At 46.0% G+C, this 25490-nt stretch carries 29 protein-coding genes and 1 pseudogene; 19 read left to right on the top strand and 11 right to left on the bottom strand.

The features are described 5' to 3' along the window. Positions 1–12 precede the first annotated feature (12 nt). Both JGK20_RS18775 and JGK20_RS18770 read left to right on the top strand, forming a co-directional pair. A complete protein-coding gene (locus JGK20_RS18775; protein WP_293180405.1) occupies positions 13–363 on the top strand; it encodes a type II toxin-antitoxin system RelE/ParE family toxin in 351 nt (116 codons plus the stop codon). Continuing rightward, entirely contained in the window at positions 360–656 is a 297-nt protein-coding gene (locus JGK20_RS18770; RefSeq protein WP_242717105.1) for an XRE family transcriptional regulator, read from the top strand. The genes JGK20_RS18775 and JGK20_RS18770 overlap by 4 nt, the downstream gene beginning before the upstream one ends. Positions 657–688: 32 nt before the next feature. On the opposite strand, the gene JGK20_RS18765 is transcribed toward JGK20_RS18770, so the two are convergent. Together JGK20_RS18765 and JGK20_RS18760 are read right to left on the bottom strand one after the other, a co-directional pair. After that, positions 689–1279, bottom strand: coding sequence for a Uma2 family endonuclease (locus tag JGK20_RS18765; RefSeq protein ID WP_293180410.1), 591 nt, complete (start codon positions 1277–1279; stop codon positions 689–691). Positions 1280–1352: 73 nt separating this feature from the next. Further along, complete coding sequence (locus JGK20_RS18760; protein WP_293180413.1) at positions 1353–1655, bottom strand: helix-turn-helix domain-containing protein; 303 nt, start codon at positions 1653–1655, stop codon at positions 1353–1355. A 120-nt stretch (positions 1656–1775) separates the two neighbouring features. Here JGK20_RS18760 and JGK20_RS18755 point away from each other — a divergent pair, with 120 nt between their 5' ends. Then, positions 1776–2000: a hypothetical protein gene (locus tag JGK20_RS18755; RefSeq protein ID WP_293180416.1), complete on the top strand. Its 225-nt coding sequence runs from the start codon at positions 1776–1778 to the stop codon at positions 1998–2000. After that, a complete protein-coding gene (locus JGK20_RS18750) occupies positions 1993–2460 on the top strand; it encodes a hypothetical protein (protein ID WP_293180419.1) in 468 nt (155 codons plus the stop codon). The genes JGK20_RS18755 and JGK20_RS18750 overlap by 8 nt, the downstream gene beginning before the upstream one ends. A gap of 178 nt (positions 2461–2638) precedes the next feature. Here the strand turns inward: JGK20_RS18750 and JGK20_RS18745 are convergent, their stop codons facing one another. Further along, positions 2639–3454, bottom strand: coding sequence for a class I SAM-dependent methyltransferase (locus tag JGK20_RS18745; RefSeq protein WP_293180422.1), 816 nt, complete (start codon positions 3452–3454; stop codon positions 2639–2641). 478 nt (positions 3455–3932) lie between these two features. Here JGK20_RS18745 and JGK20_RS18740 point away from each other — a divergent pair, with 478 nt between their 5' ends. Next, positions 3933–4094: a hypothetical protein gene (locus JGK20_RS18740; protein ID WP_293190977.1), complete on the top strand. Its 162-nt coding sequence runs from the start codon at positions 3933–3935 to the stop codon at positions 4092–4094. A 110-nt stretch (positions 4095–4204) separates the two neighbouring features. Here JGK20_RS18740 and JGK20_RS18735 read toward each other — a convergent pair whose 3' ends face one another. After that, complete coding sequence (locus JGK20_RS18735; protein WP_293231698.1) at positions 4205–5464, bottom strand: class I SAM-dependent methyltransferase; 1260 nt, start codon at positions 5462–5464, stop codon at positions 4205–4207. A 312-nt stretch (positions 5465–5776) separates the two neighbouring features. Between JGK20_RS18735 and JGK20_RS18730 the strand changes: the two genes are divergently transcribed. From JGK20_RS18730 to JGK20_RS18715, 4 genes are all read left to right on the top strand, one after another. Then, positions 5777–5956 carry a hypothetical protein gene (locus tag JGK20_RS18730; RefSeq protein ID WP_293180428.1) on the top strand — a complete coding sequence of 60 codons (180 nt, stop codon included), beginning with the start codon at positions 5777–5779 and terminating at the stop codon, positions 5954–5956. 143 nt (positions 5957–6099) lie between these two features. Beyond that, positions 6100–8835, top strand: coding sequence for a phycobilisome rod-core linker polypeptide (locus JGK20_RS18725; RefSeq protein ID WP_293231696.1), 2736 nt, complete (start codon positions 6100–6102; stop codon positions 8833–8835). 342 nt (positions 8836–9177) lie between these two features. Continuing rightward, positions 9178–9411: a hypothetical protein gene (locus tag JGK20_RS18720; RefSeq protein WP_293180433.1), complete on the top strand. Its 234-nt coding sequence runs from the start codon at positions 9178–9180 to the stop codon at positions 9409–9411. After that, on the top strand, positions 9404–9910 hold the full coding sequence (locus JGK20_RS18715) for a hypothetical protein (RefSeq protein WP_293180435.1): 507 nt from the start codon (positions 9404–9406) through the stop codon (positions 9908–9910). The genes JGK20_RS18720 and JGK20_RS18715 overlap by 8 nt, the downstream gene beginning before the upstream one ends. Here the strand turns inward: JGK20_RS18715 and JGK20_RS18710 are convergent. After that, the gene (locus JGK20_RS18710) at positions 9907–10545 is read right to left on the bottom strand and encodes a Uma2 family endonuclease (protein ID WP_293180438.1); all 639 of its coding nucleotides are present in this window, start codon (positions 10543–10545) and stop codon (positions 9907–9909) included. The two genes, JGK20_RS18715 and JGK20_RS18710, sit on opposite strands and share 4 nt — an antisense overlap. Before the next feature lie 49 nt (positions 10546–10594). Then, on the bottom strand, positions 10595–11485 hold the full coding sequence (locus JGK20_RS18705) for a LysR family transcriptional regulator (protein WP_293180441.1): 891 nt from the start codon (positions 11483–11485) through the stop codon (positions 10595–10597). An 18-nt stretch (positions 11486–11503) separates the two neighbouring features. Here JGK20_RS18705 and JGK20_RS18700 point away from each other — a divergent pair, with 18 nt between their 5' ends. The 6 genes from JGK20_RS18700 to JGK20_RS18675 all read left to right on the top strand — a co-directional run bounded on the left by JGK20_RS18700 (position 11504) and on the right by JGK20_RS18675 (position 16146). Further along, positions 11504–11671 (top strand): hypothetical protein, encoded by a 168-nt coding sequence (locus JGK20_RS18700; RefSeq protein WP_293180444.1) that lies wholly within the window; start codon positions 11504–11506, stop codon positions 11669–11671. Positions 11672–11800: 129 nt separating this feature from the next. Then, on the top strand, positions 11801–12481 hold the full coding sequence (locus tag JGK20_RS18695) for a type 1 glutamine amidotransferase domain-containing protein (RefSeq protein WP_293197039.1): 681 nt from the start codon (positions 11801–11803) through the stop codon (positions 12479–12481). A gap of 85 nt (positions 12482–12566) precedes the next feature. Then, the gene (locus JGK20_RS18690; RefSeq protein WP_293180450.1) at positions 12567–12803 is read left to right on the top strand and encodes a hypothetical protein; all 237 of its coding nucleotides are present in this window, start codon (positions 12567–12569) and stop codon (positions 12801–12803) included. Positions 12804–13041: 238 nt separating this feature from the next. Continuing rightward, positions 13042–14400, top strand: a complete 1359-nt coding sequence (locus tag JGK20_RS18685; RefSeq protein WP_293206192.1) for a P-loop NTPase fold protein — start codon at positions 13042–13044, stop codon at positions 14398–14400. Between the two features lie 153 nt (positions 14401–14553). Continuing rightward, on the top strand, positions 14554–15603 hold the full coding sequence (locus JGK20_RS18680; RefSeq protein WP_293231694.1) for a shikimate dehydrogenase: 1050 nt from the start codon (positions 14554–14556) through the stop codon (positions 15601–15603). 111 nt (positions 15604–15714) lie between these two features. Continuing rightward, positions 15715–16146 carry a hypothetical protein gene (locus JGK20_RS18675; protein ID WP_293180459.1) on the top strand — a complete coding sequence of 144 codons (432 nt, stop codon included), beginning with the start codon at positions 15715–15717 and terminating at the stop codon, positions 16144–16146. A gap of 158 nt (positions 16147–16304) precedes the next feature. On the opposite strand, the gene JGK20_RS18670 is transcribed toward JGK20_RS18675, so the two are convergent. From JGK20_RS18670 to JGK20_RS18660, 3 genes are all read right to left on the bottom strand, one after another. Then, positions 16305–16592, bottom strand: a complete 288-nt coding sequence (locus JGK20_RS18670) for a YggT family protein (protein ID WP_293180462.1) — start codon at positions 16590–16592, stop codon at positions 16305–16307. 221 nt (positions 16593–16813) lie between these two features. Then, positions 16814–17137: a hypothetical protein gene (locus JGK20_RS18665; RefSeq protein ID WP_293197038.1), complete on the bottom strand. Its 324-nt coding sequence runs from the start codon at positions 17135–17137 to the stop codon at positions 16814–16816. Between the two features lie 170 nt (positions 17138–17307). Next, positions 17308–17676 carry a YkgJ family cysteine cluster protein gene (locus JGK20_RS18660; protein ID WP_293180468.1) on the bottom strand — a complete coding sequence of 123 codons (369 nt, stop codon included), beginning with the start codon at positions 17674–17676 and terminating at the stop codon, positions 17308–17310. Between the two features lie 328 nt (positions 17677–18004). On the opposite strand from JGK20_RS18660, the gene JGK20_RS18655 reads away from it, so the two are divergent. The 3 genes and pseudogenes from JGK20_RS18655 (at position 18005) to JGK20_RS18645 (ending at position 19225) form a co-directional block, all read left to right on the top strand. Further along, positions 18005–18229, top strand: coding sequence for a hypothetical protein (locus JGK20_RS18655; RefSeq protein WP_325315843.1), 225 nt, complete (start codon positions 18005–18007; stop codon positions 18227–18229). 96 nt (positions 18230–18325) lie between these two features. Then, positions 18326–18906: pseudogene (locus tag JGK20_RS18650) on the top strand (Uma2 family endonuclease). A 178-nt stretch (positions 18907–19084) separates the two neighbouring features. Next, a complete protein-coding gene (locus JGK20_RS18645) occupies positions 19085–19225 on the top strand; it encodes a photosystem II reaction center protein Ycf12 (RefSeq protein WP_293180474.1) in 141 nt (46 codons plus the stop codon). A gap of 497 nt (positions 19226–19722) precedes the next feature. On the opposite strand, the gene recJ is transcribed toward JGK20_RS18645, so the two are convergent. After that, positions 19723–21798 carry a single-stranded-DNA-specific exonuclease RecJ gene (gene recJ / locus JGK20_RS18640; RefSeq protein ID WP_293231692.1) on the bottom strand — a complete coding sequence of 692 codons (2076 nt, stop codon included), beginning with the start codon at positions 21796–21798 and terminating at the stop codon, positions 19723–19725. Between the two features lie 351 nt (positions 21799–22149). On the opposite strand from recJ, the gene JGK20_RS18635 reads away from it, so the two are divergent. Further along, positions 22150–23055 (top strand): bestrophin family ion channel, encoded by a 906-nt coding sequence (locus JGK20_RS18635; protein WP_293197036.1) that lies wholly within the window; start codon positions 22150–22152, stop codon positions 23053–23055. A 312-nt stretch (positions 23056–23367) separates the two neighbouring features. On the opposite strand, the gene lnt is transcribed toward JGK20_RS18635, so the two are convergent. Continuing rightward, positions 23368–25059: an apolipoprotein N-acyltransferase gene (gene lnt / locus JGK20_RS18630; protein ID WP_293197049.1), complete on the bottom strand. Its 1692-nt coding sequence runs from the start codon at positions 25057–25059 to the stop codon at positions 23368–23370. Between the last annotated feature and the right edge of the window lie 431 nt (positions 25060–25490).

Below are 25490 nucleotides of genomic sequence, written 5' to 3'. Positions count from 1 at the left end.
TCAACAAACTCGATGACCATCAAGCCGATTCGGTGGGTTGGCCCTGCCCGCGAAGAAATCCAATCTCTTCCTGAAGAGGCCCGAAAAGAAGCCGGTTTTTCACTTTGGACTCTCCAGCAGGGCATACAACCACCAGACTTTAAACCGATGTCGATCGTAGGTAAAGGCGTTGAAGAAATTCGGATTCGGACAGAAAATGCCTATCGGGTTTTCTATATTGCTAGATTTGAAGAAGCTATTTATGTGCTCCACGCCTTCCAAAAGAAAACTCAGAAAACAGCCAAGAAAAATATCGAAGTTGGGCAGAAACGCTACCAAGAGTTGTTACAAAATCGTTTAAACTCAAGAGAACCGGAACAATGAGCGAAAATACTATTACCCAAGCAGTCGATAATATCTTTCTAGACCTCGGATTCTCATCTGAAGAAGCTGATAACTTACTAATCCGATCGCAACTAATTCTCGCCCTGACTCATCAGATTAAAGAGCGCGGTTGGACTCTCGATCAAACGGCTCAACACCTCCAACAGTCCAACGATCGAATCAAAGCTCTAACTCAAGGTAAAATAGGGCAGTTTTCCGTTGACAGTCTGATTGCAATGCTCAATAAAGTAGGTATGACTGTCAAAGTCGAAATTTGCCCCAAGGTAGCTTAGGTGAAAATTATGCAATTTGGCGCATTCTACAACTAAAACTCTCCTCCCAAAACTTGTCCAGCCGTCAAGTTCAACTGCGGAAAAGTCGGCGATATCAGCGCTTGTTCCCCTTGAAAAAACCCAACTTCGACATACTCACCTGATTCTAGTCGTAGTACCGCTACTATCTGCTCTTGAGGGTCAACAATCCAATATTCAGGGATACCCCGCGCTGCATATTGAGCTCGTTTACTAATGTAATCGCGATCGCGCCCAACTCTACCTGGACTAACAACCTCGACAACCAACTGAGGAGGCGGCATATCAAGGGTGATAGTTAGCCTAGATGCTGTCAGCAAGATGTGTTCGGGGCGCAAAACCACTAAGTCGGGGTAGCGGTTAGCTGCGTCGCCCTCCCGCAGGATCGGAACTTGGATTTCGCACAGGTGAAGTTTGATACACCGCCAAGGGATGCCAGTATTAACAAGCACTAAAAACAGATAGCTGACAATGGCGTTGTTGGGTTCGGATTCTGGCGGCAATGTTACTAAGTCTCCGTTAATTAGTTCATAGCGGTTGTCGGTGTCGTCCTCGTAGGCGAGGTATTCTTCAAAGGTAAGTTTTGACTGGTGGACTTGTATCATCTTTTGCCTTCCAGGATTGCTAAAGTTTTTAAGGCCATGCTTAAGTATAATTGTGACATTATTCGATTCTAACTCAAGGTAAAATTGAGCTATTTTCCGTATCTTCATTTCCTGTCAAATTAATCGGGCCAAAATCATCAGGAACCTCATCAAAAGATTGAATCTGCAATAGGCGCATCATCAGTTTCCACTGACGGGGTGTTGGTTTTGCTTCCGTTTCACCCGAAATCCAACGCTGGTAAGTACGCAGCGGAATCCCGCAATGCACGGCAAATTCAGCCTGAGATAGCTTTGTTCGCTCAATTCTCAAAGCCTCGATCGGCGATGCGCTCTCTTGTGGTCTTGTATCTTTTTTCGTCAAATATTGGCGCGTCATATTGACGTATTCTCCGAAATAACTCTATCATATCGGGTACGCCTTGGCGCAGTGCTCGAATCACTACACCAAAGCGATTCCCCCAATGTTGTCAACTCAACACTCGGAGTAATATCAATAATGCCAAAAAAACCAACTTGGTTGCGTTATGACCCAGATGAGGATATTTCCCGTCACGCAGCCGCCGATGATGAATGCTGCTACGAAATGGAGGCTAAATATGGATGGACACTCAAGAGGATAGAAAAACTTCAGGGTGACACCTTGAGGGCCGATTGCGTGTTCGAGGGTAAGACAGAATTTCCTCAGCCGTTTCACGAACAGGAAGATGACGACGATGCGTAAATACATTGTTTTTAGAGCCGAAGGGCGGCAACCGGGATGGGAAGATAGAATGCTATCTCACACTCATTCTCTGACTCGCATTCTTGCTGAATACTTTGATTCGTCCGATCGCCCGATCCCGCAACCAGGATACAGGCCAACTGAGTTTGTCAGGGTTGAAGCCGAACACGAACCAAATTTCCACGGTTGGAGTACCCATTACAAAACCGGAGATTGGGAAGTTGCGAGAGTGGAAACCTACACCTCTGATACTGAAGGTAGTTCGAGCGAATTCGGCACTGAAGGTAGTTCGAGCGAATTCGGCATGGTAGTTATCTGCTATTGTCGCTACAATCCGATCGGCTCACAGCTCAAACCAATGCCCGATCGCGAGGTGTCGATAGATAGTTTCGGTGGAGACAGGGTAGCCTACGAAACTTGGTTAGAATCTCAAAAAGATCGGCAACCTGCTGAAGTATAGTTAGGTAAATAGAAGAGCGATCGCTCACTCTTTGATTGACCAATTTCAGTCAAGGAATCTCGCCCTTCCACCAACCAATCTAACTGAAGGGCGATGATTGATTTTCAATTTGGGATTGGCGATTCGGTATGTCGGGCGATCGCTACGCACCTGATGGTGCTAACTAACAGTAGATACATTATTTCTGCGCTACAGCATACAAAACATTTACATCTAGTGCAGAAACTTCATTTGTCCGCAGAAATTGCAGATTTACTTGTCGCACGCGTTCCCTGGTAGCTGGATCGAGTTGGTCGATCGTACCCCGGAATCCTGCACCTAAAACTATTGTCCACCAATCCTCTGGAGAAGTCAGTTGGTGAGTGCCAACTTCTTCAAAAACTTTTACGTTTGTTGCACCACCTGATTCTAGTAGTGCTTGCAGCGAAGCAGAATTATTAATCCGATCCCACGGCGTAAATTTCCGATATAAATCTGGTCGTTCAGCCTCAATTGTACTCCAAAACATTTGATTGGCAGGTTCAAATACCTTTTCCCCCCAAGAGGTAATTGCGAGTTTCCCGCCTGGGCGAAGCATACGCCAAAGTTCTTGAACTGCTGCTAGCATATCTGGAACAAAGAAAATCCCGAAAACACAAACAATTGCATCAAAACTGGCGCTGGGGAAACCTAGATTTTCAAAATCGCCATATCGAAACTCAATATTTTCAAGCCCTTGTTGTTGTGACTTGTGACGTGCCAGTGCTAGAAGTGATTCGGCCAAATCTATTCCCAACACTTGTCCGTTAGCGCCTGCACATATGCCTGCTGGAATCGCAGAAGCGCCACTTCCGCAACAAACATCCAAAATGCGATCGCCCGGACGCAGCGAGAGTCGATCGATTGTTTGCTGTCCAAAGCGATTCCAGAAAGATAAAGCTGGAGCGTCAAAGCGATCGGATGCTGCATTAAAAACATTTTCTATTTTGGCGATCGTCTCTTGTTTGTTAAGCATTGATTAAACTGCTCCTTATTTTCAAGACTTGATTCTGTTTTCAGGATTTAATATATGTTGTCACATTCTGATAAGCTGTCGCGCATTTAAATTGCATATTCGGGACGCTGCTCAGAGCAACGTCCCACAATACTTTGATTATTTCTTGACATACATTTTAAATACAGAACAGCTTAGTAAACCAATTCTAGCATAACTTATTTTAGGAATGAGAATTAAATAACTTACAATTTTAATTATTGTGGGATGGGCGTCCCGCCCATCCCACTTTTAAGAGTGTAAGTTATTTAATTTTCGTTTCTTAGTAGCTGTAGGGTGCGTCGCCGTCGAAAATTTCTAAGAAAATAGCGACCATCTCTGAGTGACATACCTCACATAATCGTTAAAAACGATAACATTTTTTGGACGACAATATATTTGAGAAATTGTACTATTTTATCTTGGATATTACCTGAAGTTAATAACTGAAATTAGTGAGGTGCGTCAGTTCGGAAATTGTCGATTTTTAGCGGAAATTATCCAAGCTGACGCACCCTACGACTTAACGGTGTGTCAGTTCGGAAATTGTCAATTTTTAGCGGAAATTATCCAAGCTGACGCACCCTACGACTTAACTGGATTCTTTAATGGAGTAAGATGAAATGAACCGCGAAGACACGAAGGACACGAAGGAAGAGAAAGAAGAAGATGCAGTTCTTGCTTCGCGCTCTTCGCGTCTTCGCGGTTCGTTCAAATAATTAAAAAGCGCTATTAATTCGGTGTTAGCAAAATAAGCTGTTTTGATAAGATCGATCGCACTTCATCCAATCCCATCTCCACATCCGCCAAAATCTCCCCTATGCTTTTGCCAGACGGGCTTCCCTCTTTCTCCCCCCCTTGGTAAGGGCTTCCCTCTTTCTCCCCCCCTTGGCAAGGGGGGGCTGGGGGGGGTAAACAACCTTGCAAAAACTCAAATTCAGCACTTGACAAATTGAGCAATTGGTAGTTGCAATCAAACACTTGTTGACTCGGCCAACCGTGCATACAACCACTCAACTCTGGAATTGCCGCCAAAAGTGCCTGATCGTCCGACCAATCAATTTTATTAACAGGCTTTTTGCCCAAGAAAAACTCGTAATGAGTGATTTCCGTATCCAACAATTCAATTAATCGATAAAGCTCTCGTTCCGTCAAACCCTGAGCTCTTTCTATCAATTCCGGCGCTTTCCCCAAAAGTCTTTCTAATTGCCAATATCCCGGATTTGAAAAACCGATAAATTCCAATCCCGAAGCATCAATTAACTCGAACAAAGTCTCAATATTGTAGTCAATTTCCTGCGGGTGAACGTACATATCAGCAAAACATTCGTCCCGCTGATTTTCTCCGGCCCAACGCTGTTTTTCGTACTTGACAAGACGGTTGTTTTCTGGTAAGGAAGCAAAGATTTTACGACCTACTTTCACGCCATCGGGATAGTCACCTTTTTTAGTTCCTTGCAAAAGCCCGATCGCCCTTTGCATCAATTGAATTTCCCAGCGGCCCAATTCAGCATAAACAAAAATGTGCATCAAACCGCCCGGGGCTAACTTCGCGGCCAGCGATTGAATGCCACGGATCGGATCGGGTAAGTGGTGCAGCACGCCCACGCAGTTGATCAAATCGAACTCGCCTTCTAACTCGGCAGCATCATAAATGCTGAGGTGGCGAAAATCTGCTTCGCGCGCGCCAGATCGCCGGCAGCGTTCTTGTGCTACCTTCAAAGCACCGGAACTAAGGTCGATCGCCGTCACCGACGCTTCAGGATTCAAGTGAATCAGATAATCCGTACTCGAACCCGTGCCGCAGCCAGCATCTAAAATTCGGATATCGAGTTTTTGGGGCTTTTGACCGGTGCAAAAATTGTAAGCATCAGGCCAACTCCAGCGCCAGTTGTAGCCCGGGGGCGGTTCGTCGGACAAAGGATCGGGCGGAAAAGGGAAAGTATCGTAAAGCCGCCGCACGGCAGCACTGATATCGGGCGTAGTATCCATAGGTGAGCGATTAAGTGAGCGAGTTTTGAGATTGCCACGAACTCCGACAGAACGGCGCTAAGCGGTGCACTCCTTTTGCTTCTAGGCGAGTCAATCTAAAATCTAAAATCTAAAATCTAAAATCGACTGACAGCTTCCGCGTAATAAAACTTATCATTTTTTCTCATATAAGCTCTCTTAAATCTATACAATAAATCTCGGCAGGCTTTTTAACAAACGAGGACTGTCCATCACCCAATGCTGAGCTTTCGGGTAAGGCAGCGGCGTCTTTCGGCAGAAAGTAAAAAGCCCAGAAAAAGGCAGAAGAAAATTTTGGATTTTCTTTTTCCTGAATTCACGGCTCTTGCTGCGATCGTCGCAGGAGTCAGCTATCCTGCCTTTGTATTTTTTCCAGGAATGTACGGGCGAAGCAAGCGCGGAGGGAGTGCCCCGTCGGTGTCTTCGGGTCGGACATTTCCCGGCAGGACGAAAGATGAAACCAAAACATTTTAATCTAAGAAAGTAAGCGCCCTAACCTCGTGATAGGTCAAGGCAAAAAGTAAACAAAGCAAAAATACCTAATTTTACCTGCATGAGAAGGCAAGGTTAGTCTGGGTAAATGCTGCAACGATTTAGATAGGGAGCGAAGGAGTCTAATGACTGTAAAAGCAAGTGGTGGAAGCTCAGTTGCCCGTCCGCAACTATATCAAACTGTACCAGTCGCAACGATTTCGCAAGCTGAACAGCAAGACCGCTTCCTACAGCGGGGCGAACTGAGCGAACTGGCAAGTTATTTCAGTTCCGGTGCTCTTCGGATCGCGATTTCTGAGACGCTGACCAGAAACTCGGAACTCATAGTATCCCGCGCAGCCAACCGGATTTTTGTCGGCGGTTCCCCGCTGGCATTTTTGGAAAGACCAGCAGAACCTGTGATGGCTATGGCTGGCGCAACTCGCGGCGGCTCGGTAAATGTCTCTGAAGGCATGAAACTGGGAACTGTTACTTACGTTGAAGGTCGCGCAGGTGGCGGCGGCGGTAACGGCAAAGGCTCAGGTGGCGGCGGATTCTTGGGCTTGGGAAATCTGTTTTCGACTAACGGCGGCGGTGGCGGCCCAATTCCAGCAGGATTCCAGCCGATTAATGTCTCGCGCTACGGCCCGAGCAACATGACCAAATCTCTGCGGGATTTGAGCTGGTTTTTGCGTTACATTACCTACGCGATCGTTGCTGGCGACCCGAACATTATTTCGGTGAATGTGCGCGGATTGCGGGAAATTATCGAAAATGCCTGCTCGTCGGCGGCGACAATTGTGGCAATGCAGGAAATGAAGGCTGCATCCTTGAACTATTTCAAGAATGATGAGGCCGCACGCACGATCGTCGCACAGTATTTTGATGTAGCAATTACCGAATTCAAAGCTCCCACACCTTCGGCTAAGGTGCGTCAGCGCGAAAGCAACGACCAGCAAGGGCTGCAACTGCCTCAAATCTACTTCAACGCAGCGGAAAATCGGGCGAAATTCGTCATGAAGACGGGTCTGTCGTCGGCTGAAAAGATTGAAGTAATCAAAGCAGCTTACCGCCAAGTTTTTGAGCGCGACATTACCCGCGCCTACAGCCAAAGCATTTCTGACCTGGAATCTAAGGTCAAAAACGGCGAAATCTCCATGAAAGAGTTTATCCGCCGCCTTGGCAAATCTCCTCTGTACCGCCAGCAATTCTACGAGCCGTTTGTCAACAGTCGCGCTGTAGAACTGGCGGCCCGCCACTTCCTCGGCCGTGGTTTGAGCTCGCGGGAAGAATTTAGCAAGTATTTTGCGATCGTCACCAAAGGCGGCCTGGCAGCCCTCGTAGACGCGATGGTTTATTCTCAGGAATATTCCGACTACTTCGGCGAAGAAACAGTCCCTTACCTGCGCGGTTTGGGCCAGGAAGCTCAGGAATGTCGCAACTGGGGCCCGCAAATTGATTTGTTCAATTTCAGCGCTCCTTTCCGCAAGGTTCCTCAGTTCATCACCTTGTTCGCAGGCTACACTCAGCCTCTACCAGATCAGCACGTTTACGGTATTGGTAACGATCCGCTGGAAATTCAGTTCGGTGCGATTTTCCCGAAAGAAACTCGTAACCCTAAGAACCGTCCAGCTCCCTTTGGCAAAGACACTCGCCGGATCTTGATCCGTCAAGGTGCGGGGATTGACAATCAATTGAGTAACCCAGCGGCTCGCGGTGCGGCTCCTGGTTCTCTGGGCCCCAAGGTCTTTAAACTAGACCAGTTACCCAGCAACTATGTGGCTTCCAAGAAAACCGCTCGCGGTGCCTCCAGCAGCTACAGCAATGCTTCCAGTGTCAAATATACCGAAAGTTCGACTCAAGCGGTGATTCGGGCTGCTTACCTGCAAGTGTTTGGTCGCGATGTGTTCGACGGCCAGCGCCAAAAGGTGGCGGAAATTAAGCTGGAAAACGGCGACATCCCGATGCGCGAGTTTATTCGGATGTTGGCGAAATCCGATGTGTTCCGCAATATGTACTGGAGCAAGCTTTATGTTTGTAAGGCGATCGAGTATATTCACCGCCGACTCCTGGGACGCCCTACTTACGGCCGCCAGGAAATGAACGCTTACTTTGACATTTGTGCCAAGAAGGGTTTCTACGCGCTGGTCGATAGCATCATGGACAGCATGGAGTACAACGAAGCTTTCGGGGAAGATACAGTCCCCTACGAGCGCTATGTGACTCCGGCTGGTTTGTCGATGCGGACGATGCGATCGGGTTCCTTTGGTGAGAAAAAGGCCAACGTTGAGCCGACTCCTGAAACACCTCGGTTTATCGAATTGGGTACTGCGATCGATGGCGGAGATCTTCAGTTGCAAACTCGGATTGCTCAAGGTGTGAGCAAGCGCCGTGAACAAACTAAGGTGTTCAAGCTAACAACTACTTCGGATAAGGTAGCTTTGAAAACTTTAATTCAAGCTGTTTACCGTCAAATTTTTGAGCGTGACATCAACTCGTATGTTGTGAAGAATGAATTCACGGCGTTGGAAAGCAAACTTGGCAACAATGAAATCAATCTCAAGGAGTTCATTGAGTGTTTAGGTTGTTCGCCGCTGTACGTGAAACAGTTCTATGCACCTTATCCAAATACTAAGGTGATTGAGTTGGGTACGAAGCACTTCTTGGGCCGTGCTCCTCTGAATCAAGCGGAGATTCGGACTTATAACCAAATCTTGGCAAGTAAAGGGATTAAGGGCTTTATCAATGCGATGTTGCTGACTGTTGAATATGCTGAGGCTTTTGGTGAGGATACTGTTCCTTATCGTCGCTTCCCAACTCTACCGAATTCTGATGTTGTGGTTCCGAGTTTTGAGCCTGCGACTGTTACTGACAGAAGTTAGATTAATTTGAGTTTTTGGATGTTAAATTACTGGTAATTTAACGTCTCAAATAGTTGAAGGGCTGGTATAGTTACCGGCCCTTTTTTGGATAATTTGGATTTTTTTAACCGCAGAGGGCGCAGAGAGCGCAGAGTGAGGAAAGAGAGAGTGTGGTAGTGGAAGTTGTTTCCTTTATCGCGTGTTCCTCAACGTGAAAGTGTCAATTATAATGGATAGAATAAATTGGTATAAAAATTGGGTTCTATAATATAAATTATGTGAATGCGCCCCGGTGAGTGAGGACACACTCAACCGAGACGACTTCTCCAAAGTTCGACTATCCGAACTAGGAGTAACTTAAGTATGACAAAACCCAGATACGACGAGGAGAAAGATGAAACCCGCCATGCGGCAGCGAATGAAGAATGCTGCGAGGATATGGCAGATAATTACGGGTGGACGCTGAAGCAGGCAGAGCTAGTCGCAACTGATGTTTTACCTGTGGATTGCGTTTTCGATGGCTACTGCGAGTTTCCACCCTCTCGCATGGATTTAACGCAAGGCGACTATTTCAAGGAGGACAAAGAAGATGCGTAAACTGATTCTGTTCAAAGCGGATAAAGGTGAAATTGAAAAGTATCGTCAGAAAACTGAGACACAAATCGGAAAGTCATTTTACCGCATTGCAAATGTGGATTCAGTACCTTCTTTAACTAACACCATTGCCGAACACTACGACTCTAGTGGCAAACCTGCTCCTGCGATCGGACACCGACTGACGGAAACAGTGCCAGAAAACCGGGACTCCTTTCGAGATAGTGGCTGGGAAGTTGTGCGGGTGGAAGAATACACCCCTGAAATCCCGCCTCCCTATGGTGCAGGATTTGATACAATTTGCATTTGCTACTGCGCCTATAAGCCTTTAGCACCTGAAAATGTCTGGATGAAAAAGGCTCATCGCTTTGCTCCATCCCTAGATTCCTTTGGTGGTGATGAAAAGGCTTATCAGGAGTGGCTAGCTACTCAGTCGGAGGACGTGCAGGCTGAATCGAAATCGGCAATGGAGTGGCTCAAGACTCAAGAAAAACAGCATTAAAACCAAGCTCGCAGGTCGCGTATTGCCGCAATTTCATCTTCTTTTGCCTGTTCTAGAAAAGCAATTAGCCTTTCTTTCGGCACTTGAGGAAAGGTAGGACTCGATTCAACCTCCATATACTCGCCCTCGTGCAATTGATAAATTCGCCACACTTTGCCATTGAACCGCCAAAACTCCGGTACACCAATAGCAGCGTAGAATTTGTTTTTCTCAATATCAGTATGAGTAATATCTACTTCTACCACTAAATCAGGCGGAGGATCTTTGGTAAAATCAACATTTCGGCCTTTGACGAGGGGTTGATTTTGAATATAGTAGGCATTATCTGGTTCGGCTCCCTTTTTCAGAAAAGGATAGTTCATAGTTGTTGAACCCATCGTTTTCATCCGCATCCCCATGAGTTCAATCAGCGTCCGAATAAAACACTCGATTAATCGACTTGAAAATTCGTGTTCTTCTAAGGGCATGGTGATTTCTAGAATCCCGTTGTCATAGATCAAATGACAGCCTCGTGACTGGGGTAAGGCATTGAGAATTTGTAGATAACCGTCCCAAGATAACCCCCAAATTACGACGCGCTGTTCGCCAATAGGTTTTTGCAGTTCTGCTGTAGCTTCTGGTGCAGATGTTACCACAAGTGACCTCCAAGTGGAATTGATATTGATGGTTTACTCTAAGGCTAACTTAGTTTACATTGATTTGGCAAATTTCTAACATCCGTTTGACTTTTGGCAACTGTCTTTCCGATTTCCGAAAAGCCAGCCAAATCCGATTGGTAACAGCCTGTGTAGGTTTAAGCACAAGTGTCAAACGATTTTCTGTCACCCAATCTGCACACAAGTAATCGGGAAGCACGCTAAAGCCAAATCCGCATTCAACGGCTTGTCTAATTGCTCTTAAATCGGGAATAATTAGTTTGGGTTGAACATCGATTCTTTTGCCAAACACGACGCGCCAAAAGCGGCGGGCGATCGGTAATTCTTCGCTGTAAGCAATCCAAGGTTGAGTTAATAGCCATTGAGAAAGTGGGTTTAAATCTGCTTGACTGATTCCTTCAGCAATCGGAATCGCCATATTTGGCGGCCCGACTAGCCAGAAGTTTTCCTCGAATAGTAGTTCATATTCAATGTCAGACAAGGTAATTTTTTGGGTAGCAATTACGATGTCTAGTTTTCCGGCTTTGAGTTGTTGGATCAACTCCGATGTTAGTCCAAATTGGATTGTGTAAAAAGTGTGATCGTCTTGGGGTAATTGACTGAGGATGCGATCGGTAAAAAATTCTTGTGGTGTACCGATTCTGATGGTTTGTGGTGTTTCGGCGCTGGAGTTTTTGTGGGGAATTGATTCGAGTTTCTCGATCGCACTTGCAACTTGACTATACAGTCTTTTTCCCGCATCCGTCGGCACCATCCGTCTCGGAGTTCTTTGAAACAACGGATTTCCCAAAGCTGACTCTAGGGCTGCGACGTGTTGGCTGACAGCCGGTTGCGTCAGATGGAGAACTTGGGCCGCCCCGGATACGGTTCCGACGCGGTAAACCTCGATAAAGCTGCGATACCACTCAAAGCTAATCATAAATAAGGCAGTTCGGCAATGGATTTTAGGAACGGGCAAGATGCCCATTCCACAAGAAATGCACTTTTTGTGGAACAGGCCGGAAAGCCTGTTGCTAAGCCCCCACAAGAAATGCACTCTTTGTGGAACAGGCCGGAAAGCCTGTTGCTGACAATGGTGAAATATCTCAGATTTAACGGATGTTAGGAAGTTCGGCATTGGGATTTGGTATAACTAGATTTATAGTTACACGAAACTTTCATAATTTGTATTTTAGATGAATTCGACCTAGGATAAAAACAACGAGCACAAAGACACCCACAACAGGAATCGAATATGACTAGCCAAAAAGTTCTGATTGTTTTAACCAGCCACGATACTCTTGGTGACACTGGTAAAGAAACTGGTTTCTATCTCCCAGAAGTAACCCATCCCTTGGACGCATTTACTAAAGCCGGATTAATGGTAGATTTTGTCAGTCCAAAAGGTGGCAAAGCCCCAATGGTTGGGATTGATTTAGAAGACCCGCTAAATAAGGCTTTTTTAGATGATTCTGAACAGGTTTCACGAGTCGAAAATACTCTGAATCCTGCACAAATTAAACCCGCAGAATATGCTGCTATTTTCTATGCTGGCGGACATGGAACCATGTGGGATTTTGCTGATAACCAGGAACTTGCTGAGATTGCGGCTGCGATTTATGAAGCAGGCGGAATTGTCGGTGCTGTCTGTCACGGGCCTGCGGCGTTAGTCAATATTAAGCTGTCTGACGGTACATACCTGGTTGCTAACAAGACTGTGGCTGCTTTTACTAATGAAGAGGAAGCGGCTGTGGGATTGACTGATATCGTGCCGTTTTTGCTGGAGGCGAAGTTAATTGAGCGTGGGGCTAATTTTACTAAGGTTCCTAATTTTCAAGTTTGTGTTGTGGCGAGCGATCGACTCGTCACAGGGCAAAATCCCGCTTCCGCCGCAGGTGTAGGCGAACGAATGGTAGAATTAATTAATGCAAAATAGCACTTTGAAATCTGGTGAATCGGTACAGCCAACAGTTTCGGCAAATTAATCTTGCTCGGTGATAAATCTGTTACGGGATTCGCTGATGCAATTAGATTTGAGGTTGGAGATCCCCGCCAATCTTAACTGGATAATCCATCGGGGCGAGTGCAAGTGCTCGCCCTTTCTGCATTCGGTTAACCCTACTCAAATACCCAATTTTACTGGAGAACATTACCGCCCACAGTTCGTCTTTGATTTTAGCAGACAAATTCGCGATCGCCTGTGTCAGATGCTGTTCGGCAAATTCTCCGCAATCAATCTGTTAGTTGTGATGACTTGAGTCCTCTGATTTTGGAGAGAACTCAAGTCCTCACGCTCGAAGCAATCAAGTTATTACTGACTTTTGTTCATTCCGTGACTGCAAAAAATAAGTGGGATTTGTGATTGCGGATTCCGATCTACATTTAGATATTGAAAGACCAATAAAACATCAAAACAACTAGCAATTTGTGCGGAGCGGTCAAATTGCTCAATGAAGAAGCTCTTAGGGCATAATATTATAAAACAGAGAACAGGGTATGGAACTAAATTTACAGAAATTTTATACGGCCTGCAATCCCAGCTACACCCTGGCAGTAGCAAATCAAGAAGACCGACAATACTATATCGATTTTTCGTCAGTGCGGGGCGGCACAATCGTAGAACAATTGGAGCGCACCATCAGCCGTCTCTCGCCCGATGTACCTACCTGTCAATTATTTACCGGTCACATCGGCTCGGGGAAATCCACAGAATTGCTGCGGCTGCAAGCTCAATTGCAGGAGCAAGGTTTTCATGTGGTTTATTTTGAGTCGAGTAAAGATTTAGACATGGCTGATGTCGATATCACTGACATTTTGTTGAGCGTGGCGCGTCAGGTGAGCGAAAGCATTGAGAAAATGAAAATCAAGCTGCAACCGACGGGTTTTAAAGCTTTGCTCAAGGGCGTTGCTGATGTTTTTCAAACTCAAATAGATCTGAAAGCGGGAGCTTCTGTCCCCGGTTTGGGTGAGGTAAATGCTAGCACGGATGGAGAGTTTTCTTTGTCTTTGGGTATTGGCAAAATTACTGCTAAGGCGAAGGATGCTCCGAATTTGCGATCGGAGTTGAGGCAATATTTGGAGCCGCGGACTAATGTAATTTTAGATGCGCTCAATAAGGAGTTGCTGGAACCGGCTAATCAAGAACTCAAGCGCCAAGGTAAACAGGGACTTGTGGTAATTATCGACAATCTCGATCGCATACACCTGTGCGCGAAACCAACGGGGCGGATGCAGCCGGAATATCTGTTTGTCGATCGCGGGGAGCAGTTGGCAAGACTGAACTGTCATGTCGTGTATACAATTCCTTTGGTGCTGATTTTCTCTAACGACTTGGGTCAGCTTAGCAATCGCTTCGGGGTAGATCCAAAGGTTTTGCCGATGGTGCCGGTGCAATTGAATGACGCTTCTGAGTGTGCAGAGGGTGTCGAATTGCTGCGACAGATGGTTCTGGCGCGCGCTTTTCCAACAGTGGAGGCGTCGCAGCGCTATGCTTTGGTTGGCAAAATTTTCGATTCTGCCGAAACTCTCGATCGCCTCTGTCGAGTTAGCGGGGGTCATGTTCGCAATTTGTTACAACTACTCTATAGCTGTCTGCAAAAACAAGACCCTCCTGTGTCGCGGGAAACTTTGGAAAATGTGATTGTCCAACGCCGTCACCAGCTTACTTTGGCGATCGAACCTGATGAGTGGCAATTACTCCGCCAAGTATCTGCTACCAAAACAGTGAATGGTGAAACTAAATACCAAATTTTGCTCCGCAGTCTTTGGGTATTTGAGTACCGTTACGGCGAGGATTACTGGTTTGATGTCAATCCGATTTTGGCTGACGCAAAGGAGTTTTTGATTGATAGTTGATTAATGTTATTGGTTATTTGTTATTGGTTATTCGTTATTAGCGTCCCTAAGCGTAGTAACCCTTCGACCCTTCGACTCCGCTCAGAGCGCCGCAAGTAACAAGTAACAAATAACAAATAACAAATAACAAGTAACAAATAACAAATAACAAAAATGATTAAAGGCACTACTAAACTGCTCGGAGTAATTGGTCATCCGATCGCACATTCTCTGTCCCCGGTGATGCACAATGCTGCCATTTCTCACTTGGGTGTCGATTTTGTTTACCTGCCGTTTCCGGTAAAACCAGAGGATTTAAAGGCTGCGCTGGCAGGATTTGCCGCGATCGACCTTCGGGGATTTAGCATCACGATTCCTCACAAACAGGCAATCTTACCGCTGCTGGCGGAGGTTTCTCCCATTGCTAGGGCGATCGGCGCAGTCAACACCGTCTACCGCACTGACAAAGGTTGGTGCGGCACAAATACCGACGTAGAAGGCTTTCTCGCGCCGTTGCTAACCCTTCCAACCCCCCCTTGCCAAGAGCCAAATTCACCCCCCCCAACCCCCCCTTGCCAAGGGGGGGAGCAAGAGGCAAGCTATACCTTAGAAATTAGCAATAGGGTTGTCGAATCCTGTCCGCCCCCTTACCAAGAGGGAGCTTTGGAATCCTGTCCCCCCCCTTACCAAGGGGGGGCTAGGGGGGGTTCCGATTGGAGTCAGAAAGTAGCGGTAATTTTGGGGAATGGCGGGGCGGCGAGGGCTGTTGTGGCTGGATGCGCTCAATTGGGATTTGCAGAGATTCACGTTGTCGGCCGCAACGCCCCCAATTTAGCGGAATTTCAACAGAGTTGGGTGAATTCTCCGATGCCGATGCAGAATTTGCAGGTGCATACTTGGGATAATTTGTCAATGTTGATTTCGCAGGCCGATTTGCTGGTGAATACAACTCCTGTGGGAATGCACCCGCACGGGGAAAAGTCGCCGGTTGCTGCTGCTGCGCTCGATCGAATTTCCGCAGGTGCGATCGTTTACGATCTGATTTACACCCCGAATCCTACTCAGTTGCTCAAAGATGCACAGCTTCGCGGTGCAATACCGATTGACGGACTAGAAATGCTAGTTCAACAAGGAGCAGCAGCCTTGAAAATTTGGCTGGACACAGAATATGTCCCTGTGGATGTAATGCGCCAAGCCTTGCGCCAGCATTTAGGTTTAGACTAATGCCGTCTCCTCCTGGAGCCGGACACGGCAGTGCTGTTTCCCGGAGGAGGTTAAGAATTTGACCTTGAATTCGCGCTAAGCTGAGTAAAATATATTTACGCTGCAATTGTTATGAAATTTCGAGCTATCAGTCTTCTTTTTGCCACTTGGGCGATCGCAATTTTGAGTTTGGTATTCACTCCACCAGCTTGGGCTACCACACAGATTAAACTTTCCGATCTTTCCTATCACGAATGTCCCGCAGAAATGGCAGAAGGAACAGTCACCAGCGGCAGTTCTATGGAAGCTAATTGCTTTTTGATTACTGGGAAAGCTGAAAATACTAGCGGCAAACCTGTTTTTGATGCTGATATTTTCGGTCGTATTTATGATGCAGATGAAAATCCAGTGATGCAAAACCGGACTCGCTTAGGTTCTATCGAAGAAGTTCCTCCCGGAATTAGCGATTTTCAGCTCAGAATTTCGGTTGCAGCCAATCAACGAACACCTTTGCAGCTCAAGCAGTTTAAAGCTACAGGTTTTACTGGCGTGGTTCGCCGTTAGTGAAACTATAGCCTTTCGAGCGAAATATGAGGTGCTCATGGGCATAGGGCATAGGGCATAGGGCATAGGGCATAGGGCATACCTCACTTTTTCGAGAACGGCTATAAATGTAAATTCCCCCTATAAGGGGGAAGTTTTAAACCCTATTTTTCTGATAACTAAAAAGCGGTTTGCAAGCTGCCCAAAAGACCGATCAGAAATTGCGAGCCAAACTGAAGTACAAAAAACGCAATCATTGGAGAAAAGTCAATACCTCCCAAGGGGGGAATAATTGAGCGGAAGAGATTGAGGTAAGGATCTGTTAACTGACTCAAAATCGAAAACGGGGGGTCGTACCAATTGATGTTGGGGAACCAGCTTAACAGTACCCTAATAATCATCAGGACTAGATAGATTTGCAGAAATGTCGCTAGCGTGTTTGCCAAAAGGCCTATTGAATAACTCATAAATTTTGGTTGTCGTTTGAGTAAAGTTTACAGACACTTTAACTTTGAGTTTAGCATAGCTGCGGAAGAGGGAAGGCACTGAGGGTAGAGGCTGAGCAATTTTGTGGTTCCTTTTTACTTTTGCCTTGGTTTTTAATGGGAAAGTTGAACAGAGAAATGTGCGACAGTTGGTCGATCGCCCGCATTCTACTCCCCGACTGCTCTAAAATCTTCAATCTTATTCAGGAGTCAGGGGCGATCGAACCCTCGCTGTTGTGGGCTGGCGCGTTCCCGTTGACATCGCCGAGTTGCAGCCGCACGTCATCAATTGCCTGATTTAGCTGGGCAATTTTATCTTCCAAACTCAGCCTTGCTACTTCCATCCCTTCGGCTTCGAGTTGGCTGGCTTTCCTCTGGCGCATCTTTCTGGTCTTGGCATCGGAAGGATCGCTCAGCAAAGCTTCAGCAGCGCGCCTCGACAGCACCGCACCCAAAACTGCCCCTACCAAGCCCCCAACTGCGGCTCCCGCAATAAATCCGCCTGTAAAACCCTCTCGATTGCTCATGGCTCAACTCAACTGCGCGATATTTCCTTGATTTGTCTATTTTTACACTCTCTGGAGCGATCGACCTGGAGAGGATTTTAGATTTTAGGTTTGAGATTTTAGGTTTGAGATTGAAATACGATCTCGAAAAATGCTTCGGAAGCACAAAGCCCACAGGGACATCAAGTCGGTTAATTGTCGGGTAAGGCGATCGTTCCAACTTCAGAGTTGAAGCGAATCATCTCCAAAGATCGATCGCCATACATATCTTCAATGTGCTCCAAACAGCAGTCGATCGCAAAATCGTTCAACTCAGCAGGCTCAATCCCGTACATATCCTGAAACACTTCCTCGTCTACCCGACAAAAGCGCGGGCGATCGGCATAAATTCCGCATTCCCTCGTTTCTTTGTCAAAGTTTATACACCAACCGTCATCTCCCACTAAGCTCAAGTAGAGCGCCAATTGCTCGGTAGATAAATACTCGTCCAGGTCAGGGCGCTCTGTTGGTTCTAGGTAACAACAAGCACCGCACTGCTTTACGCAACGCCAAGTAGCCATAATTTGATTTTAGATTTTAGATTTTAGATTTTAGATTTGGAGCATTATCTGGAAAATGCCCAACTTTAAGAGAGATTAAAGCCTTTCAAGTATACCAAGTGCCAGCGCCGCAGAAGGAGTTCGCGAAAAGACGGTTCGATTTTTGATTGCGAACACTCTCCGGTAAAGGCATCCAGCCCTGGTTCCTGTACGGATGACTGTTTTATGCTTGGGGCTGGCTCTTTTTTGGCTGTGAGCTTTATCAAAATCTACAAGTACATCACTTGTCAAGTATGATGTACCTGATGGTAAATTGAAGCCTCGGTAGACAGTCGCGGATAATGTTGATATGTATAGACAACCGCGCGATATGGCTACCAAGCGACCAAGAACTACCATCAGCTTTGACTTTGACGAGTACAAGGAGTTAAAAATTTGGGCTGATTCTGAATTTCGTTCCATTCCTCAACTGGTTCTTGTCTTGGTCAAGAAAGCCTTGATAGAGAGGAATAAACGATCGTCAGATCCAGCCAGCGCACCTCCGAGTGAACCTGATAGCTCCGGACTCACATAAACCAAACCCCCGCCAACTACCAAAGCTAAGCGGGGCAAGGAAAGTAAGGAAGCTGGCTAATATCTAGTATAAATCTAGCAAAGGAGGAACAACACCATGATCCAAGCCCAAACAATCCCCAAAACAGTCACTTTTGATGAGTTCGCAGCCTGGTATCCAGAGAACTCAGTTCACCGCTACGAACTACACAATGGAGTAATTGTCGAAATGCCTCTAGGAACTGGCCGCCATTCCGGTGTTACAGGTTTTATCAGCTTAAAAGTAGGAGTTGAAATTGACCGACGCGAATTACCTTACTGCATCCCTGGTGACTGCCTGCTTAAACCCACTCGCGATGAGGCTGGTTATCAGCCCGATGTAATTGTCCTCTGGCTGTAGAGGTCGTCAGCACGAACTGGCGAGATGATTACCATTTCAAATTTGCTGATTACGAAGAAATTGGCATCCCTGAATACTGGATTGTGGACTATTTGGGTTTAGGTGGCCGCAAGTTCATTGGGAATCCCAAACAACCCACCCTTTCAGTTTGCCAGTTAGTAGATGGGGAGTACCAGGTAAAGCAGTTTCGGGGCGATGACACTGTTGAATCGCTGGCTTTCCCAGAATTGAGGTTGACTGCTGAGTTGATTTTTCGGGCAGGTTTGCCTCCAAGCAGGCCGATCGATGAACCGGACTAATTGCGATCGCCCAAACTCAGGGTTTTTTAGCCGAATTTGCGATCGCCCGCAGGTCGATCGTTCTTTACATTTTGTTGAATTTTGTAAACTTCCTTAAAAAAGAGGGCCGATCGCCCGGTAAAATCAGAAGCGGATTTTCTCATCAATCTAGACTTACTCACTACAGTCAGGAGGACACATGGACTTTATAACGGATCTTTTTAACGGCGGAGGCCCTGTAAACTTGCAACTTATTGTTCAGGTAGCTTTACTGGCAGCAGTCGTGCTTTCTGGCCCGATCGTGATTTTTCTGTTGGCAGCTAAAGGCGGCGACCTGTAATTATACCACGGCTGGCGATCGATACTTGGAAGTTTTGGATAATTTAAAATTCAAAATTCCCAAAGATCGATCGCCACTCAAGTCAATTTGAGATTTTAGATTGTAAATTAGACTTCTATAGTTAGGACGGGCTAGAAGCCCATCCCACAAAAATCTTTTTTCTTGTGGGATGGGCTTCTAGCCCGTCCCAAAATTTGATTAAAAGGACTTTTGCAATCTTGTCTATTGACTTGCAGCGCAGTAAATCTGCGAGGTTGAATTTTGGTCTCAAATTGTCGATTCGATCCTAACCTTCGTGTTGGGGGCTTGTACCTGTTTTTGTGCGGGCGAATTTTCCCTAAATTTCACCCCGATGAATTAGGTTTACCAGAAAGAATTGGTTGAAAGCCGGAACACGAGTGAGGGAGAAATTAAAATAAGACTATTCATTGCTTCAATCCTCGGACTTCCAGGTAGAGGTAGCTGTCAACTGTCAACTGTCAACTGTCAACTGAAGATCAAATACCGAGGGCGTGTTTAGCCGTTTGAATCAAATTCTCGAAAAAAGGTAGAGATACATCGACTTCCCTAGCATCCTGGCGGGAGTTACCCAACAAACCCATGCTTTGTCCAGGTTCAACAACCAAAACTTGCCCTTGAGAATTGCGAATTCTCAATTCCTCTTGAGAACCGGCGGGAGACAGACTACAAGAATAAGTGCGATCGCAATAATCAAACTCAACTTTTCCAAACACCGACGGCCTCGAACTAGCAGCACTGGCCACTAAGCGGACACCCAACAATTCCAACTCAACCGAAGTCTTGCCATTAAAACTATTTTCCCGCAAGCGGTAAGCAATATCAACCCGCCGAGGCAACGGAAAATATTCGCCCCAACGCCACGCAATCCCCTTCAAACTAGCCGAACCTTTTTCATCTTGAGTTGCAGTTAGTTTAACATGACCTCCCTTACCAACAATTTTTTGTTCAGTAATACAAACATTAGGCGTCCAAAATACAGGAGCCTTATTTTCAATCCCGCAAGGTTCTAGAGCATCAATTTGTCGGTAAAGGTCAAGATTAATCTCAGCCAAATCCGCTCGCACATCTACTGAAACCAACGGCTTGAGGTGTTCCGGCTGCAAACATTGATTCGCAAAAATTGACAGTTGCTTGCGGAATTGTTCGAGATTCTTGGCAGGCATCGAAAAACCGCCAGCCGCCTTATGTCCACCAAATTTAGTTAATAAATCAGCGCAAAAATTTAGCCCGTCAAATACATTAAATTCAGGAATTCCCCTCGCCGAACCCCGGATGATATTACCCGTTTCGCCACCCTCATCCTCAAAAGTACCGATAAAAACGGGTACGCCGTAACGTTCGAGCAACCGAGATGCTACAATCCCAATCACCCCGTGGTGCCAACCGGGCTGCACGACAACTAAAACTCGTTCCTGCTGTAAATTGAGCGCACTTTTCTCGCACCAAGCAATCGCTTCCTGCTCAATTTCCTGACACAACTCCTGACGGCGCTGATTGATTTGTTCGCACTGCATCGCGTTTTTGAGTGCCAATTCGCGATCGTCCGTTGTGAGCAACTCTATCACAATTTGAGGGTCAGCCAGCCGCCCCACAGCATTAATCCGCGGGCCCAGCCGAAAACCAATATCTTCAGGCTTTAAGGTATTGTTAGCTTGAGTTTTTGAATTAAAAAGAGGTAAACTTTCCGCATTTGCCGCCTGCACTCCCGCCACCTGAATCAAAGCTTGAACTCCGGCTAATTGCGAGTGAGGCAAAAGTCGCAAACCCCGCTTTACCCAGCGGCGGTTAACTCCTGTCAGAGGCGCCAAATCTGCAATAGTTCCCAAGGTAAATAATTCCAGCAGCGGATTCACCAAGCCGCCAACTTTCTTCAAATCTTGAGCCAAAGTAATCGCCAAAACATAGGCAACACCTACCCCAGCCAAACCCCGATAAGGCGAAGATTCTGCAATTAATTTTGGGTTGAGAATAGCATCAGCCGGGGGCAGTTTTGGTGGCAAATCGTGGTGGTCTGTAATAATAACTTTTACACCGAGTTCTCGTGCTCTGTCAACTGGGCCATAGGCTGCAATCCCGTTGTCTACCGTCAGAATCAGAGCCACACCTTCGGCATGAAATTCTTCTACAATGCGATCGTTAATCCCGTAACCTTCGTGCATCCGGCTGGGAATCGCATAATCAACATTCGCGCCCAAAGCCCTCAGAGCTCGCAGCAACAAAGCCGTGCTCGTCATTCCATCAGCATCGTAGTCGCCGCAAATCGCAATTTTCTGGCCTGTCGAAATCGCTTCCCGCAACAATTTGACACTCGCAGCCAAATCGGGAAATTCATCCAGTGGCGCCGGCAAAACCAGAGATTCCGGTTCGATAAACCCTTGCACTTCTTCGAGAGAATCGATACCGCGATTAATAAGTACCTGTGCTAGCAAGCATGACAAACCGATTTCATTGGCAAACTGTTCGGCTTGCTGTGGTTGAGGCGAATAAATTTGCCACCGTTGGTTCGGCAATCGGGGAGAATGCGGGGGTACAGATGTCGGTAGCTCTGGCACGGAAGCTGAGGTCTAAAGATACATAACCAATCTTACCTAATTAAGTGTCTAATGAAATCAATATTAGATTGGCGATCGATCGCAAAGATGAGTTTTTTCGGTAAAATCCGAAGGTTGTGCGGATAAAAGCAGCGTGGTGAACAGTTGACAGTTGACAGTTGACAGTTGACAGCGAAGTGATAATAACGGAGATTTAAACTCGGTTCTTATCACAATCTGCCGACCTGAGTAAGGGCTTCAAACCCTTGCTATTCGGTGAAAGTGCGATCGCATCTGAAAACAATGTCTAGCAGGCATTTGTCACGCCCATACAGTCCCCAGTGCTGGATTTTATTTTAACAGGAGATTGTGATGATTACAGAAAAGCGGCCCTGGTTTAAAGTTGCCTTCCAGTTTCAAGGGTCGATCATTTTTTTCATTTGGCGCCGCGTCATGCTGTGCGCTAGTTTTGGGTTGTTGATTTCGGTACTGTACTTTTTTAACTTCCCAGTATCCTTGCCCATCCTATCAAGCATTGTTCCCAGTATAGTCCTCGGCTTATTGTTAGTGTTTCGGACAAATACAGCTTACGATCGATTTTGGGAAGGCCGGAGGTGCTGGGGAACCTTAATTATTGCAGTCAGAAATTTGGCACGTCAAATCTGGGTATCTATTAGCGATCGAGAACCGGATGATTTAGCGAAAAAAAAGTCTACTTTGCGATTATTAGTGGCTTTTGCCATAGCAATGAAATTGCACTTGCGCCAAGAACCAATTAGCTCAGAAATAGAGCCTTACGTACTACCCCAACAGTATGAGAATCTCAAAAAGATGAACAATCCTCCCCTCGAAATTGCTTTTTGGATTGGGGATTATTTGACGATACAGTACGAGGCAAATAACCTCGATGTCTATCGGCTAACTGCGATGAATCAGTTAGTAAATAACATGATTGAGGCCTTGAGCGGTTGCGAGCGGATTTTGAGAACTCCGATGCCTCTTGCTTACGCGATTCATCTCAAACAGCTACTCTTGCTTTACTGCTTGGCACTGCCTTTTCAAATGGTGAAGGAGTTAACTTGGGGGACAGGCCCTGTGGTAGCTTTAATTAGTTTTGCTTTGTTCGGTATCGAAGAAATCGGCATTGAAATTGAAAATCCTTTTGGACACGATGCCAATGATTTGCCTTTGGATAATATTTGTGCTACTATGCAGCGCAATATCAACGATTTAATTACTTTATCTCCTAGCGTTCATGCTCGGGCAAAAGAGCATTAAAGTCATTAGTGATTAGTCATTGGTTATTGGTTATTGGTTATTAGTTATTGGTTATTGGTCATTGGTTGTCGATCGTTAGTCATTGGTGATTGGTTACGCTTTTGTGCATTTAAATTGTATTTTTACGGCGGGCAGGATTCCCGCCCCACAAAAGTTTAACTTTATTCGGACGTGCAATTTAAATGCCTCGGAGCTTATTTGTCTTATGTTTCTTGTTCGTTCTAATAACCAATAACCAGTAACTCATGCCCTATGCCCTATGCCCATGAGTACCTCATATGGAGATCGAAATGCTATAGCTTCCGCCTAACGTTAATTTCTAGCAATTAACCACATTAACCCAGCTAAAACCAACAATAAAGGCGTCAGCCAATCTCCCCACCGCACGTACAAAGTCCGAGTTTGCCGCCGATAAATAGTAGCATCTCGGACTTCATAGGTATTAATTCCAGACTTCCAAATCGTCTCGCCGCGAGGATTTACAAAAGCAGAATAACCTGTATTAGTTGCGATCGCAGCCCATCTATCAGTTTCAATGGCCCGCATCACATCCAAAGCGTGATGCTGAGCCAGCATTGGCGGTTTGTAATGGGCATTGTTGGAAGCTGTGAGTATAAATTCACCTCCATTTGCCGCCTGATATCGGAAAACTTCAGCAAACGCTGAATCGTAACAAATTCCGACAATAGCGTGGCCAAACGGCGTATTAAACCATTGTTTTGAGTTCCCTGGTACTAAATGAGTATCTAAGGGAGACAGCCGATTAATAATGCCGCCTAAGATTTCGTAAAAAGGGATGTATTCGCCTAAGGGCACTAGCTTGAGTTTATCATACCGGCTGACAATTTCTCCTGTTTTGTCGATCGCCAATAAGCTATTAGTCATGCTATCTCCTTCCTGTCCGAATCCTCCAACCCAAGCCAGAACACCGCGTTGGAGAATCGCTTGGTAAAAAGAAAGAGTAGAACGTTGATACTCGTTTGTCCAGATAAAAGGCAAAGCCGTCTCTGGAAGCAACACAGCATCTACTCCTCTGTCAGCTAACTCCTTATATCCAGCCGTGTAACCTTCCAAAGCGCGCCGCCAACCACCTGAGTCAAACTTAATCTCGTTAGGAATATTGCCTTGAATAATCCCAATTTTTAATCCTGTTCCCGCCTCTTGAATTAACGGGCGATTGTACAAACTCCAGCCGACAATATGCAAAACTAAAAATAAACCCGCAGGCAAAATATAAGCAACCCACTTCTTCCATCTTCCTTCTCCCTTCTTCTTTCTTCCCTCCTCCTTCCTCCCATCCGTTACATCCCGTACATTGCTCGTTGCCGAACTTCCCTCTTCCTTCTTCCTTCTTCCTGCGATAAAAGCTTCAGCAATTAAGCCATTTACTGCTACAATTGCCGCTGTTACTGCGCTGGGCCCGGAGAGTTGACCGAGGTGCAATATGGCTAAGTTGTGCGGGCTTTGGGTGTATGATAGTGATGTCCACCACAGCGAACCCATACTCCAAATACTTTCTAAGGCGCACCACAAAGCTGTACCAATTAACACGCGGGCCAACCCTGATAATTTAGATCTACCCCCCCCTGCCCCCCCTTGTAAAGGGGGGGAGTTAAGAATAAGAAGAGGATTTTTGCGTGGTAAAGTGAGGGAGTTGAGAATTATAAATAGCCACGCCCAAACAGTGACTAATCCGGCTCCCCAGAGGGTGATGAATGCCCAGCAAAAAAGTGCGATCGCCAAACTGGGCCACCAAGGAACTCCCAACCAAGTCATTGGGTGTATTCCCATAATCCAAGATATGGCTAATCCGTGATAGCCGATTCCCCAGAGAGCAGGAAGAAGGAAGAAGGAAGCAGGAAGAATGAATAGGAAAGAAGGAAGAACTTTTTGTTTTTTTTCTGTGATTATTGCTCGTTCATAACTGACAACCAAAACCCACAGGGGTGCTAATGCTACCCAAGCCAATAGCCAAGCATTGAATGGTGCTGTTGTCAATGCCATCAAAATGCCGCTGAAAAATGCGTTAGCGAAGCCCTCGAAGAGGATCGCCCCGCCGAATATTTGAGATTTCTCAACCGCGAGTTTTTCAAATGTAAGTCTTTTAAATATCGCCACTTTGATGATTACCAATTAAATATATAGCGGTTCTCAGAAAGATAAGGTACGTTGTTGGGCTTCAGCCCTCTTGGTTTCAGTGGTTATATAACCTGTCAGTCATACCTCACCTTTTTGATAAAGGCTATAATAATTCTTAATCAATATATCATATCATAAAGGTTTGTAGTGAGGACTTTAGTCTGCATCCAAGAAAGGACTAAAGTCCTCACTACAAACCAATTTGATTCTGGTCAGTGTAGCGGAAACAATATCAAAAATAAATCTCTTAATTTATGCTTTCCAAAACAAAAAGCGCCCTCATTTGGAGAGAGCGC

Origin of the sequence: Microcoleus sp. PH2017_05_CCC_O_A, from assembly GCF_020738785.1 — a bacterium.
Classification (GTDB): domain Bacteria; phylum Cyanobacteriota; class Cyanobacteriia; order Cyanobacteriales; family Microcoleaceae; genus Microcoleus.
The sequence above is the reverse complement of the archived record's forward strand: the minus strand, read 5'-3'. Positions and strand labels throughout refer to the sequence as shown.